This is a genomic window from Pandoraea morbifera, from assembly GCF_902459575.1.
GTDB lineage: Bacteria > Pseudomonadota > Gammaproteobacteria > Burkholderiales > Burkholderiaceae > Pandoraea > Pandoraea morbifera.
The window spans coordinates 100,970-120,972 of the sequence record NZ_CABPSD010000011.1; the positions used below are offsets into that span (position 1 = coordinate 100,970).

Annotated in this window: 12 protein-coding genes and 2 riboswitches; of the genes, 8 read left to right on the forward strand and 4 right to left on the reverse strand. The window is 65.7% G+C overall.

The features are described 5' to 3' along the window. Window positions 1–269: 269 nt before the first annotated feature. Window positions 270–1,160, forward strand: coding sequence for a c-type cytochrome (locus PMO31116_RS17850; RefSeq protein WP_150567898.1), 891 nt, complete (start codon window positions 270–272; stop codon window positions 1,158–1,160). Between the two features lie 222 nt (window positions 1,161–1,382). Here PMO31116_RS17850 and PMO31116_RS17855 read toward each other — a convergent pair whose 3' ends face one another. Next, entirely contained in the window at window positions 1,383–2,159 is a 777-nt protein-coding gene (locus PMO31116_RS17855; protein WP_150567899.1) for a metallophosphoesterase, read from the reverse strand. 460 nt (window positions 2,160–2,619) lie between these two features. Then, window positions 2,620–4,725, reverse strand: coding sequence for a UvrD-helicase domain-containing protein (locus tag PMO31116_RS17860; protein ID WP_150567900.1), 2,106 nt, complete (start codon window positions 4,723–4,725; stop codon window positions 2,620–2,622). A gap of 280 nt (window positions 4,726–5,005) precedes the next feature. Between PMO31116_RS17860 and PMO31116_RS17865 the strand changes: the two genes are divergently transcribed. The 7 genes from PMO31116_RS17865 (at window position 5,006) to PMO31116_RS17895 (ending at window position 16,841) form a co-directional block, all read left to right on the forward strand. After that, window positions 5,006–5,986 carry a zinc finger Ran-binding domain-containing protein gene (locus tag PMO31116_RS17865; protein ID WP_150567901.1) on the forward strand — a complete coding sequence of 327 codons (981 nt, stop codon included), beginning with the start codon at window positions 5,006–5,008 and terminating at the stop codon, window positions 5,984–5,986. Window positions 5,987–6,034: 48 nt separating this feature from the next. Beyond that, a riboswitch (glycine riboswitch) is annotated at window positions 6,035–6,131 on the forward strand. Between the two features lie 8 nt (window positions 6,132–6,139). Then, a riboswitch (glycine riboswitch) is annotated at window positions 6,140–6,279 on the forward strand. A 143-nt stretch (window positions 6,280–6,422) separates the two neighbouring features. Next, window positions 6,423–7,529 (forward strand): glycine cleavage system aminomethyltransferase GcvT, encoded by a 1,107-nt coding sequence (gene gcvT, locus PMO31116_RS17870; protein ID WP_150567902.1) that lies wholly within the window; start codon window positions 6,423–6,425, stop codon window positions 7,527–7,529. A 78-nt stretch (window positions 7,530–7,607) separates the two neighbouring features. Beyond that, window positions 7,608–7,991 carry a glycine cleavage system protein GcvH gene (gene gcvH / locus PMO31116_RS17875; protein WP_150567903.1) on the forward strand — a complete coding sequence of 128 codons (384 nt, stop codon included), beginning with the start codon at window positions 7,608–7,610 and terminating at the stop codon, window positions 7,989–7,991. 151 nt (window positions 7,992–8,142) lie between these two features. After that, window positions 8,143–11,070 carry an aminomethyl-transferring glycine dehydrogenase gene (gene gcvP / locus PMO31116_RS17880; protein ID WP_150567904.1) on the forward strand — a complete coding sequence of 976 codons (2,928 nt, stop codon included), beginning with the start codon at window positions 8,143–8,145 and terminating at the stop codon, window positions 11,068–11,070. A 160-nt stretch (window positions 11,071–11,230) separates the two neighbouring features. Then, window positions 11,231–12,634: an L-serine ammonia-lyase gene (locus PMO31116_RS17885; RefSeq protein ID WP_150567905.1), complete on the forward strand. Its 1,404-nt coding sequence runs from the start codon at window positions 11,231–11,233 to the stop codon at window positions 12,632–12,634. A 314-nt stretch (window positions 12,635–12,948) separates the two neighbouring features. Further along, the gene (locus PMO31116_RS17890; protein WP_150567906.1) at window positions 12,949–15,087 is read left to right on the forward strand and encodes a hypothetical protein; all 2,139 of its coding nucleotides are present in this window, start codon (window positions 12,949–12,951) and stop codon (window positions 15,085–15,087) included. A 338-nt stretch (window positions 15,088–15,425) separates the two neighbouring features. Then, on the forward strand, window positions 15,426–16,841 hold the full coding sequence (locus PMO31116_RS17895; RefSeq protein ID WP_150567907.1) for an alanine/glycine:cation symporter family protein: 1,416 nt from the start codon (window positions 15,426–15,428) through the stop codon (window positions 16,839–16,841). A 134-nt stretch (window positions 16,842–16,975) separates the two neighbouring features. Here PMO31116_RS17895 and PMO31116_RS17900 read toward each other — a convergent pair whose 3' ends face one another. After that, a complete protein-coding gene (locus PMO31116_RS17900) occupies window positions 16,976–18,118 on the reverse strand; it encodes a branched-chain amino acid ABC transporter substrate-binding protein (protein ID WP_145864817.1) in 1,143 nt (380 codons plus the stop codon). Between the two features lie 208 nt (window positions 18,119–18,326). Then, entirely contained in the window at window positions 18,327–19,871 is a 1,545-nt protein-coding gene (putP, locus tag PMO31116_RS17905; RefSeq protein ID WP_023598414.1) for a sodium/proline symporter PutP, read from the reverse strand. Window positions 19,872–20,003 lie beyond the last annotated feature (132 nt).

The window sequence follows — 20,003 nt, forward strand, 5'->3', positions numbered from 1 at the left end:
TTTCGTTGCCGCAAGCCGCTCTGGCGCGGATTTCCTGTGGTTGCGTCAGGGCCGTACTTTGCGCACGAAGCACGCGGAACACCGCTTTGCCTTTCGCGTAAGTTAGGGAAAATACGGGACTTTTGCGGCGTCCGCGCACCGCCTCGGCGTGTCATCCGTCGAGGGATTGTTGCTACAATGGTTCGTTATTTTGACTGGATGGCGTAAGGGCCTGTCGGCCGTCCGGTGTGATGCACTCGGTTTCCACAAAAACTATTGAGAGATCCCGCATGAGTGAAGCACATAACGAGCACGAGTCTCCGATCAAAACACCCAAGCAGCTCATCGCCGCCGTCGTTGCAGGTTTTCTGGTTCCGATCGTCATCATCGTCCTGTTGGTCAACTACGTAGGCAACAGCACCCTTCCCGCCGCAGGCAGTTCCGCCATGACCGAAAAGGCCATCGCCGAGCGCATCGCGCCCGTGGCCAAGGTCGAAGTCAAGGACGCCAACGCGCCGCGCGTGTATCAGACGGGCGAGCAACTCTACAAGGCCGTATGCGCCGCCTGCCATGCCTCGGGCGCGGCCGGTGCCCCGAAAGTCGGCACCGACGATTGGGCACCGCGCATCAAGCAGGGCTACGACGAAATGCTCAAGATCGCGCTGGCCGGCAAGGGCGCCATGCCGCCGCGCGGGGGCACCAGCCCCGACGATGTGACCGACTATGAGATCGGCCGCGCCATCGTCTACATGGCGAACGCGTCCGGCGGCAAGCTGCAGGAGCCGGCGGCACCGGCCCAACCGGCGCAGGCCGCCTCCGATGCCAGCGCCGCCGCCCCGGCATCGGGAGCCCCGGCCGCCGGCGCCGCCGCGACCGCCGCCGCCGCGATGGCCGCGCTCAAGACGCCCGCCCCGGCCGCTGCCAGCACGGGCAGCAACCTCGAGGCCGGCAAGAAGCTTTACGACACGGTCTGCATGGCCTGTCATGCCGCCGGCGTGATGAACGCTCCGAAGTTCGGCGACAAGGCCGCGTGGGCGCCGCGCATTGCCACCGGCATCGAAACACTGCACAACGCGGCCCTCAAGGGCCTGAACGCCATGCCGGCGAAGGGCGGCGCCACCAATGCGTCGGACGACGACGTCAAGGCCGCCGTGGATTACATGGTGAGTGCGGCGAAGTAACCGGCCAGACACCGGTGCGATACAAAATCCCCGCTTCGGCGGGGATTTGCTTTTTGCTGCCGCTGCCGACGCAACGGTTCACGCGGCCGGTGGTCCCGCGCCGGATCAAGCCGCACTACCTACCGGGTACCACGCGGCACCACTCGATACCCGACACCATGCCGACGCCCGCCCGGCGGCAGGCCCCATACGCCCCATACGCCCCATGCGGCCCCATACGCCCTACACGCGCACGACCAACTGCGGATCGAATGCCGTGTTCTCGACGCGTCCCTCAAAGCAGTAACCACGAGGATTGCACAGCACGCGCGTGCGGCCGACCCGGTAATCGAACGAATCGTGCGTATGGCCATGGACCCACAATGCGGCGTCCGACTGATCGACGAACGACGTCAAATCCGAAATGAACGCCGGGTTCACGGGGGACCCGGCAAAGCGCGGATGAATGCTCTGCGGCGTGGGGGCATGGTGCGTCACGATCACCGTCGGCCCCTCATGGGGCGTGGCGAGTGCGCGCGAGAGCCAGGCGACATTCTCGCGACATAGCGCGGCAGAGTCGTCCGGCGAGAAAAACGGCAGATCGGACCACGGCGCCGCGGGGTCGCCCACCCGGATGCGCGTGAAGTCCCGCACGAACTTCCTCGATTCCTCGATGACCGTGTCGTGCTTGCCCTCGGCGTCGTACAGCGCGAAATCGGTCCAGAGGGTGGTGCCGATGAAACGTACGCCATCGATCACCACGGACCCCCGTTCCAGCATATGCACCTGGGTGCCCGCCGTCAGGCGCCGCAGCTCGGCAAGCGTGCCCGCGAGCGTGGCGCCGTAGAACTCATGGTTGCCAGCTACGTAGATGACGGGGCGCGAAAGTTGTTTGGCCCACTCGATGGCTTGCGCCGGACGGCTGATGTCGCCGGCGAGGATCGTGACGTCGGCGTCGACGTCGGGAATGGCCAACGGCGCCACGGACAAATGCAGGTCTGACAGGATATGCAGTCTCACGCACCACGCTCCACAAAGACTCGGGGATGGGTGCCGCACACGCGCGTCGCAACGGCGTGTGCCGGACGCATTGCCAGCGGTGCGCCGCAGGTGTGGGCATTGGGTCGAAATCGACGCAAACGGCGTGACTTTTCGCCCGTTTTTTACCGACTATCGCCCGCGCCGCGCCGATGGTCAAGATGTCTTTGGCTTCGAAAGGCTGCGCTCCTATAGTGAAACTTCACCTGACGAGTGGAGACGAGCCTATGCGAAAACTGTTGGTTGCTGTCCTGCTTTGTTTGACCGGTCTGACGGGGGTGGTCGTGGCGTCGAGCCCGGCGGCCGCGTGTGACCAAACGTCTTCGAGTGGTGGCAAATAGCAGCAAGCATTGACTTCACGGCGTGCCTGCCGCCGCCGACAGCCCCGGTATGGACACCGCCGTTCCTCAGGCCAGCCCCCGCACGCGGGGGCTTATTCATCTCAGGCGCCGGTCGAAGACGGCGTTTTGTTCGCGCCACCGGCGAGCATCGCCTTGAGGCTGGCGAGCCGGTCCTTGGGTGACATCGGGGCGTCTTCGGGCGGCGGGGGCGGCGCTTCGTCGAGTTGCATCTCGGGCACGAAGCGCGAAATTTCGCACGAATAGGTCTCGCGCGCCCGCTTGCGCTTCTTGCACCATGACAACTGAAGCGAGCGCTGCGCGCGGGTGATGCCCACGTACATCAGGCGGCGCTCTTCCTCGATCTTCTCGGCGGTGACCTCTTCGTCTTCGCGAATGTGCGGCAGGATGCCTTCCTCCACGCCCACGAGGAAGACATGCGGATACTCGAGGCCCTTGGAGGCGTGCAGCGTCGACAGGCGCACGGCGTCCGGATCGTCGCCGTCGCGTCCTTCGAGCATCGACATCAGCGCAATGGTCTGAGTGAGTTCCATCAGGCTCTTGCCGTCGTCGTCGAGCCCGTCGGCATTGTCGAATCCGGTCGTCTGCGCTTCGTCGCCGCGCGTGCCCTTGCGCTTCATCCATTCAAGGAATTCGAGCACGGTCGTCCAGCGCGACTGGGCCTGGCGCTCATCGAACGTATCGTAGAGGTAGGCCTCGTAGTGAATGCCTTCCATGAGATCGTCGATGACCTCGTTGGCCGGATCGCGCGCCGCGCGCGCCGCAATGCGCTGAATGAAGTCGCAGAACGCGCGCAGCGGTTCGAGCTGACGCGGTTGCAGCCGCGCTTCCACGGCGCCCATGTAGACCGCCTCGAACAGCGAGACCTTGGCCTGCCCCGCGAAGCCGCCCAGCACTTCCAGCGTGGTGCTGCCCACGCCGCGACGCGGGGTGGTGACGGCGCGAATGAACGCGGGGTCGTCGTCGGGATTGGCGAGCAGGCGCAGGTAAGCGCACAGATCCTTGATTTCGGCCTTGTCGAAGAACGACTGTCCGCCCGAGAGAACGTACGGAATGCGCTCGCGACGCAGCACCTGTTCGAAGATGCGCGCCTGGTGGTTGCCGCGGTACAGGATCGCGTAATCGCGAAACTCCGCGCGACGCTCGAACTTGTGCGCCGAGAGCCGAAAGACGACCGACTCGGCTTCGTGTTCCTCGTCGTTCATCGCGGTCACGGTGATCGGATCGCCCAGGCCGTGCTCGCTCCACAACTTCTTTTCGAAGATTTTCGGATTCTTCGCAATGACGTTGTTCGCCGCCGTGAGAATGCGCGACGTCGAGCGATAGTTCTGCTCGAGCTTGATGACCTTGAGCGTGGGGAAGTCGACCTGCAGCTGCTTGAGGTTCTCGAGCGTGGCGCCGCGCCAGCCGTAGATTGCCTGGTCGTCGTCGCCCACGGCGGTGAATGCCGCGCGCTTGCCCGCGAGCAGCTTGAGCAGCAGATATTGGCAGGTGTTGGTGTCCTGGTATTCGTCGATGAGCAGATAGCGCAGCTTGTTCTGCCAGCGATCGCGCACTTCCTCGTCGCGCTCGAAGAGCTGCGCGGGCAGCCGGATCAGATCGTCGAAATCGACGGCCTGGTAGGCCTGCAACGTGGCCATGTAATTGCGATAGACCAGGGCTGCCTGATGCTCGTCGGCGGTCTCGGCCGCGGCCAGCGCCACTTCGGGCGTGACCATCCCGTTCTTCCACAGGGAGATGGCCGTCTGCACCCCGCGGATCATCGCCTTGTCGGTCGTGCCCAATTGCTCCTGGATCAGGCCGAAGCAGTCGTCGGCATCGAGAATCGAGAACTGCGGCTTCAGACCGACGTGTTCCGCCTCGCGGCGCAGGATCTGCACGCCCAGCGAGTGGAACGTGCAGATCGTGAGCTGATTGACGGGCACCTTGCGCCCCTCCTTGCCGGGCGTGGTGAGTGTCTTGCCTTCGAGCTGCTTGGCCACGCGTTCACGCATTTCGGCGGCGGCCTTGTTCGTGAACGTGACGGCGGCGATGTGCTTCGGCTCGAATCCCTTCGCTTCGATGAGCCACGCGATCTTTTGCGTGATGACGCGGGTCTTGCCGCTGCCCGCCCCGGCCAGCACGAGGCACGGGCCGTCGAAGTAGTGCGTGGCTTCGTTCTGGGCGGGATTGAGCGGAAAGGACGACATGGTGTGAAGCGGATGGGGTGAGCGCGGCCAGACGCGGGCGGTGCCGGCCATGTGCCGGCGTGCGCGGTGGTGGGCAAGTCTATCACGCGGGGCGCCCCCGTCCGGCACGTGAGCGCGACGCTTTTGTCGCGCCGGTTTTACCCCGCGAACGCGCTTACCGTCGGCGCCCGCCGACTGTGGGGCGCGCGCGACGCCGGGTGGCGCGGCTGGTGCCGCGCGCTGGCGCCGACACAGACCGGGTGCCTATAATGCAAAACGTTGCCATCGTGGTGAGGTCGCCGTGCAATGTCCAACTTGTGGGACGAACAACGCGCCGCGCGCGCTGCACTGTGAGAAGTGCGGCGCCAGACTCGCGGATGCCGAGCCGGGTTTCCGGGGCGAGGGTCTCGCGGCGGGCGCCGTGGCCGGCGCGACGGCCGACGCTGCCGACAGCCGCCTGAGCGATTCGGCAAAGGCCACGGATGCCGCGTCGGCGATGCCCCCGAATCGGGCGCGCGACCGGCGCGATCGGAAGGATGAGGAGCCGGGCTGGCTCAATGGCGCGCTCGTTTTCGGTACCGCGGTGTTCGCGGCCATCGCGCTGCTCGGCATCTGGTGGAATTTGCGCGCGCCCTATGTCGACCCCACGCCCAAGGCGCCCGAGGGCATTGCGGTCGCGCCATTTAACAATGGCAACGACGCGCCGACGGCCACCGCGCCGGGCGATATTGGTGGTACGGGCGCAGGCGCGCCGAACGAGGCGTCGGCCGCACAGGCCAGGGCGCAGGCGCTCGCGGCGATCGATGCCGCAGCGTCCGGCGCCGCCGCCGATGTCGCGGCCGCGAGTCAGAGCGTGGCGCCGCTGACGGCGTCGGCCGCCACGGCGGCATTGACTGCCGCGGCGACCCAGGTGACGCCTCCCGCGCCGTCCGTCACGCCGTCCGCCACCGCTCCCGACGAGATGATGCAATTGCTCAGCCGACGCGTCGCGGGCGGCAAGTCCTCTCAGCCGCCGGCCGCCCCGCCGGATCTGCCGGCGCATTACGATGCGAACGACATCGGCGCGATTGCCGCGCAGAATACGCCGCCGGCGAGCGCCTCGGCACCGCTGGCCGCCTCGGCGCCATCGGCCGCGAGCACGATCGCCGCCGCGCTCGCGCGATGCGAGCGCTATCGCTGGTACGAAGTGATACCGAAGCAACGCTGCATCTGGGCCGTCTGCAATGGCAGATGGGGCCGCGACGGATGTCCGGCGGGCGCCAATCCGGGGGAATCCCACTGACGGTATTTGTGCCAAATTGACAGTGCCAGGCTTTCCCCGTAAAGTGCGCGAGCGTGGTCGGGAGAGCGCACCGGGAAGCACATGCCGGGGCCGCCGAAGGGGTAATACCCACAAACTCTCAGGCATCAAGGACCGTCCGCGCCGAAGGCTTTGCCTTCGATCTCTGGAGAGCGGTCGCGGCGTGCACGGCACGCGGGCGATCCACCGAAGGGGCTGGCGGGATCGACATGGCGTGCGCTAGGCACACCGATCCGCCGGGCAATCTCTCAGGTACCAAGGACAGAGGGGTCATCTCGCCAACTGGCATTGCGTGGGGCACGTGTACGGACACGCGCCCCATGCGGTAAGTGCCGGTCGTCGAGATGACCCCTTTTGCATTTTCGGACGCTGGTCTCCGAAGATCCCGAACCTTGACACCTGACGGCCCGACGCCCCGATGACCGATCTCAAACGTACCCCGCTCAACGACACGCACCGCGCCGCCGGCGCTCGCATGGTTGACTTCGGCGGCTGGGACATGCCCGTGAACTACGGCTCCCAGATCGAAGAACACAACGCCGTGCGCACCGACGCCGGCATGTTCGACGTCTCGCACATGTGCGTGGTCGACCTGCACGGCTCGGGCTGCCGCGAATTCCTGCGGTATGCCGTGGCCAACAACGTCGACAAGCTGCAAACCCCGGGCAAGGCCCTCTACACGTGCATGCTCAATCCGGGCGGCGGCGTGATCGACGATCTCATCGTCTACTTCATCGCCGAAGACTGGTTCCGCATCGTCGTGAACGCCGGCACGGCCGACAAGGACCTCGCCTGGCTTGGCCAGCTCAACGCCCACGGCGACTACAACCTCACTCTCATTCCGCGCCGCGACCTGTCGATCGTGGCGGTGCAGGGGCCGAACGCCCGCGCCAAGGTCTGGCAGGCCGTGCCGGGCAGCCAGACGGCGAGCGAAGCACTCAAACCGTTCAACGCCGCATTCGCCAGCGACACCCCCTTCGGCGAGCTGATGATCGCCCGCACAGGCTACACCGGCGAAGACGGCTTCGAGGTGATCGTGAACGCCGATCACGTGGTCGCCCTGTGGAACGCGCTGGTCGCGCAGGGCGTGCGCCCGGCCGGCCTCGGCGCACGCGACACGCTGCGCCTGGAAGCCGGTATGAACCTGTACGGACAGGACATGGACGACGATGTCTCGCCGCTCGACGCCGGCCTGGGCTGGACCGTGGAGAAGGAGAGCGAGCGCACGTTCGTCGGCAAGGACTCACTGATCTCGCGTGGCCAGACGTGGCGCTTCGCGGGCCTCGTGCTCGACGGCAAGGGCGGCGTGCTGCGCGCCCATCAGGTCGTGGTGACCGACGCCGGCAACGGTGAAATCACCAGCGGCACCTTCAGCCCGAGCCTGCAGCAATCGATCGCCTTTGCCCGCCTGCCGAAGGGCGTTCCCGACGGCGCCGTCGTGCAAGTGCAAATTCGTGACAAGCAATTGCCCGCACGTGTGGTCAAATTACCGTTCGTGCGTCACGGCAAGGCCGTGGTGGCCTGAGCAACACCGGCGCCACGGTACGGCGACACGATTTACCGATAACCGAATACCCCAATCACTGAATTCCGGAGCGTCAACATGGCGAATATCCCCGCTAACCTGAAGTACACCGAGTCCGACGAGTGGGCCCGTCTCGAAGCTGACGGCACCGTGACCGTGGGCATCACCGATTTCGCGCAGGAATCGCTGGGCGACATCGTGTTCGTGGAGCTGCCGGACACCGGCCGCACCGTCGCCCAGGACGAAGCGTCGTGCGTGATCGAGTCGGTCAAGGCCGCCGCCGACGTGCATGCGCCGATCAGCGGCGAGATCGTCGAGACGAATGCCGAAGTGCCGGGCTCGCCCGACATGGTCAACGCCGACGCGTACGGCAACTGGCTGTTCCGCGTGAAGCCGTCGAATCCGGCCGAGCTCGAAAAGCTGCTGAGCCCGGAGGCCTACGCGAAGAAGATCGGCGCCTGACGTTGCCGAACGACGCCCCGCGGGCTCCGGCTCGCGAGGCGTCGCCGGCCAGGCACCGCTACCTGCCCTTCGCGCAGCACGCGTACCCGCGCAACCGAGCAACTGAAATATCCCGCCGTCACTTGCCGTGATCGAACGAGAGAACTGACCCATGAACGCCTTGACTGACCTGCAAGCGCCGCGCCGCTCGCTCACCGAGCTCGAGCAGCGCGAGAACTTCTCCGCGCGCCACATCGGCCCGGACACCCCCGAACAACAAGCCATGCTCACCGAGCTGGGCTACGCCTCTCGCGCCGCGCTGATCGACGCGGTCGTGCCCGCCTCGATCCGCCGCGACGGCGAGCGCTTCGCCGCATCGCTCGGCCAGTTCGCCGCCGCGAAGACCGAGTCGCAGGCACTTGCGCAATTGCGCGCGCTGGCCGACCAGAACCAGGTCTTCAAGTCGTTCATCGGTCAGGGCTACTACAACACCTTCACGCCGGGCGTGATCCTGCGCAACGTGCTGGAGAACCCGGCCTGGTACACGGCTTACACCCCGTATCAGCCGGAAATCTCGCAGGGCCGCCTCGAAGCACTGCTGAACTACCAGCAGATGATCATCGACATGACGGGCCTGGCGATCGCCAACGCGTCCATGCTCGACGAGGCGACCGCCGCCGCCGAAGCGATGACGCTGGTCAAGCGCACCGGCAAGTCGAAGTCCAACACGTTCTTCGTGGCGGACGATGTGCTGCCGCAAACCATCGAAGTGGTGCAAACGCGCGCCAGGCCGCTCGGCATCGAAGTCCAGGTCGGTCCCGTGGCCGCCGCCGCCGAAGTCGAGGCGTTCGGCGTGCTGGTGCAGTACCCGGGCGTGGGCGGTGACGTGCGCGATTTCCGCGCGCTGGCCGACACGATCCACGCGAAGGGCGGCATGCTGGTCGCCGCCGCGGACCTGCTCTCGCTCGCGTTGCTCACGCCGCCGGGCGAGTGGGGCGCGGACGTTGCCGTCGGCAACAGCCAGCGCTTCGGCGTGCCGATGGGCTTCGGCGGCCCGCACGCCGCCTATCTGGCCACGCGCGACGAACTCAAGCGCTCGATGCCCGGTCGTCTGGTCGGCGTGTCGGTCGACTCGCACGGCAAGCCGGCGCTGCGACTGGCGCTGCAAACGCGCGAGCAGCACATCCGCCGCGAGAAGGCCACCTCGAACATCTGCACCGCGCAGGCGCTGCTCGCCATCATGGCCAGCATGTACGCTGCGTATCACGGCCCGCAGGGGCTGCGCGTCATCGCCGAGCGCGTGCACCGTCTGACGGCCGTGCTGGCCGCCGGTCTTGCCGCCCTGGGCGCCGCGCCGCGAAACGCCACGTTCTTCGACACGCTGACCGTGCCTGTGGCAGGTCGCGCCGACAGCATTCACACCGTGGCCGCCGCCCGCCGCTTCAATCTGCGTCGCGAGGACGCCGATACGGTCGGCATCTCGCTCGACGAGACCAGCACGCGCGACGACGTGATCGCGTTGTGGGAAGTGGTCGCCGAAGGGCTCGGCAAGCAAGCTGTCGCGCTGGACTTCGACGCCATCGAAGCCACCGTCTCGAACGGTTATCCGGCGGCGCTCGCGCGCCAGAGCGCGTATCTCACGCATGCGGTGTTCAATCGTTATCACTCCGAGCACGAAATGCTGCGTTACCTGCGCAGTCTTTCGGACAAGGATCTGGCGCTCGATCGCACGATGATCCCGCTCGGCTCGTGCACGATGAAGCTCAACGCCACCTCGGAGATGCTGCCGGTGACGTGGCCGGAATTCGGCCAGATTCACCCGTTCGCCCCGGCCGACCAGACGGTGGGCTACCGCACCATGATCGACCAGCTCGAGCAGATGCTCGTGGCCGCGACCGGCTATGCGGCGGTGTCGTTGCAGCCGAACGCCGGCTCGCAGGGCGAGTACGCAGGCCTGCTGATCATTCAGGCGTATCACGCCTCGCGCGGCGAAGCGCATCGCGACATCTGCCTGATCCCGGCGTCGGCGCACGGTACCAACCCGGCATCGGCCCAGATGGCGGGCATGCAGGTCGTGGTGGTCGCATGCGACGCCAATGGCAACGTCGATCTGGCCGACCTGCAGGCGAAGGCCGAGCAGCATCGCGACCGTCTGGCCGCGATCATGATGACGTACCCGTCCACGCATGGCGTGTTCGAGGCGGGCGCGCGCCAGATCTGCGAGATCGTGCATGCGAACGGCGGCCAGGTGTACGTCGACGGCGCCAATATGAATGCGATGGTGGGTCTGTGCGCACCCGGCGAATTCGGTGGCGACGTGTCGCACCTGAATCTGCACAAGACGTTCTGCATTCCGCACGGCGGCGGCGGCCCCGGCGTGGGGCCGGTCGCTGTCGGCGCGCATCTGGCGAAGTTCCTGCCGAACCAGCGTTCGACCGGTTATTCGCGCGATGCCGACGGTATCGGTGCCGTGTCGGGCGCTCCGTACGGTTCGGCCTCGATCCTGCCGATCTCGTGGATGTATGTGGCGATGATGGGCGCGAAGGGCCTGACGGCCGCTACCGAAACCGCCATTCTCAACGCCAACTACCTCGCGAAGAAGCTCGCGCCGCACTACCCGGTGCTGTACACCGGGCCGGGCGGGCTGGTGGCGCACGAGTGCATTCTCGACCTGCGTCCGCTCAAGGACACCAGCGGCATCACCGTCGACGACGTGGCCAAGCGACTGATGGATTTCGGCTTCCATGCGCCGACGATGAGCTTCCCGGTGCCGGGCACGCTGATGGTCGAGCCGACGGAATCGGAGTCGAAGCACGAACTCGACCGCTTCATCGAGGCGATGGTCACGATCCGCGAGGAAATCCGCGCGGTGGAAGAGGGACGCGCGGACCGCGAGGACAATCCGCTCAAGCACGCGCCACACACGGCCGACGTGGTGACCGCCGACGAATGGACGCACGCCTACGCGCGCAGCCAGGCAGCGTATCCGGTCAAGGCGCTGCGCGAACGCAAGTACTGGCCTCCGGTCGGTCGCGCCGACAACGTGTATGGCGACCGAAACCTGTTCTGCGCCTGCGTGCCGATGAGCGACTACGAGTGATCGTCGCGTAATTCGGACACATGGGGGCCGGCGGAAACATTGCCGGCCCCTTTTTGTCTCTCCGGATATCTCTCCGGATGCCTCTTCGGACGTAATACGGGCGTGGCAGACTCGACGGCCGACGAGACATCCTCACGTTTCAGATCTTCAGGAAAGCCTCATGGCCGTTTCAGTTTTCGATTTGTTCAAGATCGGTATCGGACCGTCGAGTTCGCATACCGTCGGGCCCATGCGCGCCGCGCTGATGTTCGTTCAGGGACTGGAGCGCGACGGCCTGTTGCCGCAGGTGGCGTCGGTTCGTGCCGAGTTGTATGGCTCGCTGGGTGCGACGGGCAAGGGGCACGGCACCGACAAGGGCGTACTGCTCGGCTTCATGGGCGAAGCGCCCGATACGGTTGATCCGTCGACGATTGCCGCGCGGCTGGCCACGCTGCGCAAGTCGAAGGTGCTGTCGATTCTCGGTCGCCACGATGTGCCGTTCGTCGAAAAGGAACACATGGTGTTCTATCGTCGCGAGGCGATGGCGGAGCACCCGAACGGCATGAAATTCCATGCCTTCGACGGCGCGGGCAACCCGTTGCGCGAGGGACGCTATCTGTCGGTCGGCGGTGGCTTTGTCGTGACTGCGGGCGCGTCGAACGCGCAGGTGCTTTCGGCGCACGATCAACTGCCGTACCCGTTCCGCACGGGCAAGGAGCTGCTCGAGATGTGCCGCGCTAGCGGTAAGTCCATCGCCCAGCTGATGTGGGAGAACGAGAAGGTCAGGCACCACGGCGATACGGCGGAAGCGGACATCCGTCGTGGGTTGCTCAATATCTGGCATGTGATGCAGTCGTGCGTGACGCGCGGTTGCGGCATCGGCAACGACGAGGCCGACGGCGAACTGCCGGGGCCGCTCCATGTGCGGCGTCGCGCGCCGGAGTTGTACCGCCAGCTCACGCAGCGCGCGGAACGCACGCTGTCCGACCCATTGTCGGTGATGGACTGGGTGAACCTGTACGCGATCGCCGTCAACGAGGAGAACGCGGCGGGCGGGCGCGTCGTGACGGCGCCGACGAACGGCGCCGCCGGCATCATCCCGTCGGTGCTGCACTACTACGACCGCTTCGTGCACGGCGCGAACGAGCAGGGTGTGATCGATTTCCTGCTCACGGCGGGTGCCATCGGCATTCTCTACAAGCTCAACGCGTCGATCTCGGGCGCGGAGGTCGGCTGCCAGGGCGAGGTCGGCGTAGCGTGTTCGATGGCGGCAGGCGCGCTCGCGGCCGTGCTGGGCGGCACGGTCGAGCAGGTCGAGAATGCAGCCGAAATCGGCATGGAGCACAACCTCGGCCTGACGTGCGATCCGGTGGGCGGACTGGTGCAGATTCCTTGCATCGAGCGCAATGCCATGGCGTCGATCAAGGCCGTGAACGCCGCACGTATGGCGTTGCGCGGCGACGGCGCTCACTACGTGTCGCTTGACTCCGTCATCAAGACGATGCGCGAGACGGGCGCCGACATGAAGACCAAGTACAAGGAGACGGCGCGCGGCGGATTGGCGGTGAATATCGTCGAGTGCTGACACGGCGCCACGTCGCACACGTGTCGGCGAACGATGCGCGTGCGACCCACGGGCCGCATGCGCGCGCCGTAAAAGACGTTTCAGCCGTCGCGCCGTTGCCGGTCCTGCCGGTCATTCAAACCCGCCTCACGGGAATCCCGTGGGGCTTTTTTTCGTCTTTGGGCGAGTGATTTCTGATTTCGCGCGAAGCCTTCGAAAGTTCCGGGCGTTTCCTAATCCCCGGTGTCGAGTCGTCGTCGAGAATGGCAAGTTTTGACGACTTTGCTGTCACGCCCGATGCGGCGCGAGGCGCTCAGACGAAAGGGGGTTCGACCATGCGAAAGCAACAATCCGGGATCTTCCTGATCTCGGCGGCGATTGCCGTCGCCGTGCTGGGGGTGATGATTTCCTTCTGGGGCGTGCATCAGGCAAGGCAGATGCGCACCGAAAAGGCCGAGCGCATGGGCGAAGCGCTGAAGCTCATGGGCGACAAGGTGCAGAGCTTCGTGGTGGAGCATCACAACGACATCGTGGCGTTGCTGGGCCCATCGGCAAAGCCGTTCACGGTTCGGGGCGTCACCTTTGAAAGGCGCCAGGATTGGCTCGACCGGCCCAGTATCGACAATCTGACGGCGAGCAGGCTGCTCGCGGCCACCAACGCCACCGGCATGGGCGCGCGTCCGCCGGGAAGTCGCGGCGAATACGGCATTCACGTGTATCTCGAATGCGACAAGACCACAAATGTGTGCAACATCGAAACGCTCACCTACATCGACACACCGATCTACAAGACCTACGGCAGCGCTCCCGACTGGGACGCGGCGGCGGTCGCCGTGCGCAAGATCGGCGCACTGGGCGGCATTCAGCACGAAGGCGGTCAGGTGTTCCGGTTCCTCGATTCATCCGGTCAAACCGGGACCGTCGCGAGCCCGCTCGGAAAGCCGGGACTCATCGCGGTGCGCGGGGGCTATTCGACCAGTGCGATGGACGTTTACGTCCGGCGCGATGGCTCGACGATGCGGGGACCGCTTGATTTCGAAGAGAAGGACGCGCAGGGCGGGAGGGTGAAGCGGCACGACATTGTCGGCGTGGGCAAACTCGACGCGGAGCGACTCAGTGGCACATCGTTGACTGCCAGCGCGGCGACCGTCAGTGGCCCGCTCGTCGCGAACTCGGCGACGCTTCAGGGCCAGCTCGACATGGGGGGAAATGGGGCATACCACAGCATCGTGGGCGTGCAGGACATCAGCGGCAATGGCACGTTGCACATGGGGGCCATGGAGCTCACAGGCCCGGCGGCCGCGCAAAGCCTGGTCGTGGGAGGACCTGCGAACGTCGGCGCGCGGCTGAGCGTGGCGGGGGATACCGTGCTGGAAGGGACGCTGAGCGCGAAGAACGGCGCGAAGCTCGACGGGAAGCTCGAAATGTCGGGCAATGACATCGTCAAGGCCGACAAGGTCGAGGCCGACCTGTTCCGCTCGGCGAAGGGCGTGGTCGAGCTCAACGGCGCCAAGCAGCAGGGCGAGGAGTGCCACGTCTGGGGATTGACACGCGACGCCGACGGCCGGCTGCTTTCGTGCCAGCGCAGTCGGCCGGGCAGCAACACGTGGCATTGGAAACTCGCGAGCACCCCCGGCAGCGTGACGGATGTGCCGACCTACATCGTCAAGGAGATCGAAAAACTCGTCCGCGTCGACGACAACTGGAAAGTCACGCGCTACTCGCTGACGCCGTCGCGTGCGGGGCTGAGGTTGGGATCGGCGCTCTACTTCTACGTGGCGTCCCAATCCGACGCCACGCTGCTCGCATGCGCGGTCACGAATGTGGGGCGCGGTGGCGCGTCGATCCGGCCCGGCGCCAGTCAGGGCGAGTACATCGTGACGCAGTCGCCACGCGGGACCGAGCAACTGGTGTGCCTGTCGAAAGGGGCGGGTACGCCGTACGTGCGCGAGAACGCCTGGTTCTGGCGAGGGTGGCCGACGATCGATGTTCACGGCAGCGTCGTGAAGAGCGGCTTCTGGTCCGTGCGCGATTTCGTTTCCAAACTGCCATCGATTCATCGCGACGTTCGAAAGCCGGACAAGATCCTGAAGGACACCGACACGGGGTTTGCCCGCGAGTTGAAGCAGTTGTTCGACACGTTCGGTACGTGGGCATCCGCCGGCGATCTCAATGCGCCGATTGCGCAGGGTGGCATGGGCTTTTACCGCTATACGACCCGACACCTCGGTGGAACGTCCGCGGTGCTCGTCAAGAATCCGAATGGCCCGGTGTCCTGCAAGATCAAGTCGGACTTCGCGGGCGCGTTTCTCGATCATTCAAGCGATACGATCCGGGTCGGCACACGCGCGGCGCACACCGCAGGTCCGGGCAGAACGCTCGCGGTCGACGTGCAATGTGCCTTCTCGCGTGCCAGCGATCTTCACCACAGCTCTTTCACGCCGTGCAGTCCAGGCACGTGTCCGCTTCCCTGATGGCCGCGCTCGTCTTGCACCGGTACGCGTGCACCCGCGCCGATCCACGCCCTCGCTCGCCCTCCGCAAACCTCCGAGCCCTGAACGCCGCAGTTTTGCGACGCGTCACGCCACCGTCACATCCGGGCGATATGCTCTTCGGCGATGTCTCCTTGCCTTGTCTTTGAGCCGCCCGGCGATCGCCGAGCGGCTTTTTTATTGGCGCGCGTCCGAACCTGCATAGGAATCGACGCAAAGTGCAGCAGCAAACTGTCGCAATGGCCCAATCCTTGAGATTCTCCGTCCCTCGCCTCTCATTTCAGAGGGGTGATGCACGATTGCGACAGGAGACGACTGACATGGAAAGCTGGGTTAAATCGATGGTGGATGCCGTCGGCGGGGTGCTGTCGGGCTACCCCCTGGTGATCGCCCTGCTCGGCGCGGGCCTTTACTTCACCGTGCGCTTCGGCGGCATACAGATTCGGGCGTTCGCGCACAGCGTTCGCCTGTTGCGAACCTCGGGTGACATCGCCGGCATTTCGCCGTTTCAGGCTTTCGCCACGGGGCTGGCCAGCCGCGTCGGCACCGGCAATATCGCGGGCGTGGCCGTGGCGCTGACCATCGGCGGTCCGGGCGCCATCTTCTGGATGTGGATGACGGCATTGCTTGGCATGGCGTCGGCCTTTGTCGAATCGACGCTTGCCCAGATATTCAAGGTTGCGCATCGGGACAACACGTTCCGTGGCGGCCCGGCCTACTACATTCAGCTCGGTCTCGGCTCGCGCAAGTTCGGGGTCGTTTTCGCCGTCGCACTGCTGTTTACTTTTGGCTTCGCCCTCAACTCCGTGCAGTCGCACTCCATCGCGGAGGCGCTCGAAGCGTCGTTCGGCTGGGAGCGCCAGTGGATCGGCATTGCGCTGGTCCTGATGACCGCGCCGATCATCTATGGCGGTGTGCGGCGTGTCGCACGCGTGGCCCAATGGATCGTCCCTGTCATGTCGGTGGCCTATCTCGGGCTTGCGGTGTTCGTCTGCCTTGCGAATCTGCACGAGATCCCCGGCATGATCGCGTTGATCTGGCGCCACGCCTTCGGGCTGGAGCCTGCGGCGGGCGGCATCGCCGGGTATGCCGTCGGTCAGGCGGTGCTGATGGGGGTGAAGCGGGGGCTCTTCTCCAACGAGGCCGGCATGGGCAGTGCGCCAAACGCGGCGGCGGTCGCCACCACGCGGCATCCGGTTCAGCAAGGGCTCATGCAGATGCTCGGCGTGTGCTTCGACACCATCGTCGTGTGTTCGGCGACAGCATTCATGATCCTGCTCTCGGGAGAGTTCATGCCGGGCGCCGCACCGGAGGGCGCAGTGCTCACGCAGCGTGCACTGGCCGCGCACTTCGGCGACTGGGCGGTGATCTTCACCGGCCTGACGGTGTTCTTTCTGGCGTATTCCAGCGTGCTCGGTAACTACGCGTATGCGGAAGTGAACATGGACTACATGACGCAGCGACCCTGGTGTCTGCATGTCTTTCGCTCGCTGGTACTGGCGGCGGTGATGCTCGGTTCTGTCGCGAGCCTGCCGCTGGTGTGGAGCTTCGCCGACGTCGGCACGGCATTGATGGCATTCATCAACCTGATCGCCATTGCATTGCTGACCCGGTACGCGTTGCTCGCCTGGCGTGACTATCAGACGCAGCGCAAAGCCGGTGTCGCCGAACCGGTGTTCACGCGCGACGTGCTGCCGCCCGAGTTGCGCGAACGCCTGCCGAAGGACGTCTGGTAGCGAGCGCCGCGCGATGCCGCGATGACGTCGCCCGGAAAGCGGGGATCCCGGCAAACGCGGAATTCAAAAGCAAGGGCCGGTGAGACGACTCACCGGCCCTTGGCGTTTGCGACTAATGAACCGTCGTCAAACGATCACTTGCCGCCGACCGTCTCGAGTACGGTCCACTTGCCGTCGACGACCTTGTAGAGCGTGATCGAGCCATACTTCAGATCGCCCACCTTGTCGTACGCCAGCTCACGCGTGGTCACACCGGGCATGCTCGTCTTGGCCAGCGCAGGCAGGTACTTCGCCGGGTCAGTCGAGTTGGCCTTCTTCATGGCGGACATCATGGCCATGGCGCCGTCGTAGGCGTACGGCGAGTACGTTTCCGGAGCCGCGCCGAACTTCGCCTTGTAGCGCTGTTCGTAAGCGGTGCCGCCAGGCATCTTGTCGAGCGGCAGGCCGGCGAGCGAGACAACCGAGCCGTTGGCGGCGTCGCCGGCGATCTTCAGGAACGCATCCGACTTGACCATCTCGCCAGCCATCAGCGTGCTCTTCATGCCCAGCTCGCGCATCTGCTTGGCGAGCGGGCCAGCCTGGGCGTCGGCGCCGCCGTAGAAGACCATGTCAGGGTTGGCGCGCTTGAGGTTGGTCAGGATCGCGCGGAAGTCCACGGCCTTGTCGTTGGCGTACTCGCGGCGCACGATCTTGCCACCGGCTGCCTTCGCCGCTTTCTCGAACTCGTCGGCAAGGCCCTGACCGTAGGCGGTGCGATCGTCGACGATCGCAATGTTCTTGAAGCCCAGCTTCTTGACGGCGAACGTGCCTACCACCGACCCCTGCTGGATGTCCGAGGTCATCATGCGGAAGGTCGTCTTGAAACCCTGTTTCGTGTATTCCGGCGCGGTCGCCATGGCGATTTCCGGGATACCGGCGCCGGCGTAGATGCGCGATGCCGGGATCGTGGTGCCCGAGTTGAAGTGGCCGAGCATGCCCTTGATGCCCGAGTCCACCAGTTTCTGTGCAACCAGCGAACCCTGACGCGGATCCGCCTGATCGTCCTCGGACTGCAACACGAACTTCACCGGCTTGCCTTCGATGGTCGGCTTGGTGGCGTTGTACTCGTCAACGGCCATCTGGATGCCGTTCTGCATGTCCTTGCCGTAGTGCGCCTGTGCGCCCGTGAGCGGTGCGGCAAAACCCAGCTTCACTTCCTGCGCCTGTTGTGCGCCGGCGGTACCGAACGCGAGCAGTCCCGCCACTGCGACTGCGCTGAGCGTAAGCTTCGATTGCATCAACCCTCTCCTTGCATGTGTATGTCGTTGAGTGGCGCGCCTGCGGGATCGCCGCGGCGCACCTTTCTTGAAATGCCATCGGCACAGGACCGGTCGATCCTGGACGGCATGCATCGCAATCAAACGCATAATGCGTCCGACGCGGCAGTATTGGATGGCTGCGCGCGCCGGTCAAGAGGGACATTTGCCGATAGAAGGTGCTACCGGGTTATGGCGTGGGTTGCGCCGCGGGCGCATCGGTGCTACCCGGCGTGGCGGGGGCGCCGTCGCGGATCTGGCGCAGGGCGGCTTCGGCCGCTTCGAAACGGGCGAGAACGTCGGCGGACGGCGCCCGGCCGAGACGACTCACGACCACGAGCGCCAGACCGCCGAGGGCGAAGCCGGGCACGATTTCGTACAGGTCGAACCAGGCGAACTGTTTCCAGATGAGCACCGTGGCGGCACCCACCACGATGCCCGCCAGCGCGCCGTTGCGTGTGACGCGGGGCCAGAGCAGGGTGGCCAGCACCAGCGGACCGAACGCCGCGCCGAAGCCGGCCCAGGCGTAGCTCACCATGCCCAGCACCCGGCTGTTCGGGTCGAGCGCCAGCAATACTGCGACGACCGCCACGGCCAGCACCATCGCGCGCCCGATCCACACGAGACGGCGCTGGCTGACCGGCCCGCGCGCAAACGTCTTGTAAAGGTCCTCCGTCAGCGCGCTCGCGCAGACGAGCAACTGGCACGACAACGTGCTCATCACTGCCGCCAGAATCGCGGCGAGCAGAATGCCGGCGAGCCACGGCGTGAACAACTGGGTGGTCAATGCCATGAAGATCGTTTCCGGGTTGGCGGCCACCCCGTCGCCGATCAGCGGACGTGCGCTATAGAACGCCAGGCCGAAGAACCCCACCGCCACCGCGCCAGCCAGGCACAGCGTCATCCAGGTCATGCAGATGCGTCGCGCCTGCGGGATCGCGGCGGCCGAGCGCGCCGCCATGAAGCGCACGAGAATATGCGGCTGGCCGAAATAACCGAGGCCCCACGCGAGCATCGAGATCACGCCGACGGGGGCGAGCTCCCCGAACCAGTCGGTGTGTGCGGGGTGGACCGCCGTCACGGCGGAGATCGCCGCGGCCGGGCCGCCGTCGATGGTGATCACGGCAATCGGCGTGACCACCAGCGCGGCGAACATCAACGAGGCCTGCACGGTGTCGGTCCAGCTCACCGCGAGAAAGCCGCCGATGAACACATACGCGATGGTCGCCACGGCGCCGATCCACAGCGCTGTGCGGTAGTCGAGCCCGAACATCGTCTCGAACAGGCGCGCTCCGGCCACCACCCCCGAGGCGCAGTAGATCGTGAAGAAGATGAGGATCACGAGCGCCGTGACGATGCGCAGCACGTGGCTACCGTCGCCAAAGCGCTGCGTCAGGTATTCGGGCAATGTCAGGGCGTTGCCGCAAACCTCGGTGTGCACGCGCAGCCGCGCGGCGACCAGATGCCAGTTCGCCCATGCGCCCACGGCCAGGCCGATCGCGATCCAGACGCCCGACAGGCCGCCGACGTAAATGGCGCCCGGCAGCCCCAGCAGCAGCCAGCCGCTCATGTCGGACGCCCCTGCGGAGAGCGCGGTGACGAAGCTGCCGAGGCGACGTCCACCGAGGATGTAGTCGGAGAGATTGTTGGTGGACCGGTAACCGAGCCACCCGATCACCAACATGAGCAGCAAATAGACGGTGAATGACACCGCAGTGGGATTCCACAGGGACATGTAGCCTCCTTGAGCGGCGGCGCGGTGCGCGTCGGACGCCGATCTCCCGGCATGACGAAAGTGGCGACAACGCGCAACGACGACCGCTGTGGCCGACGATACGTGTCGCCGGCACGGGTTGACCGCGCGAAA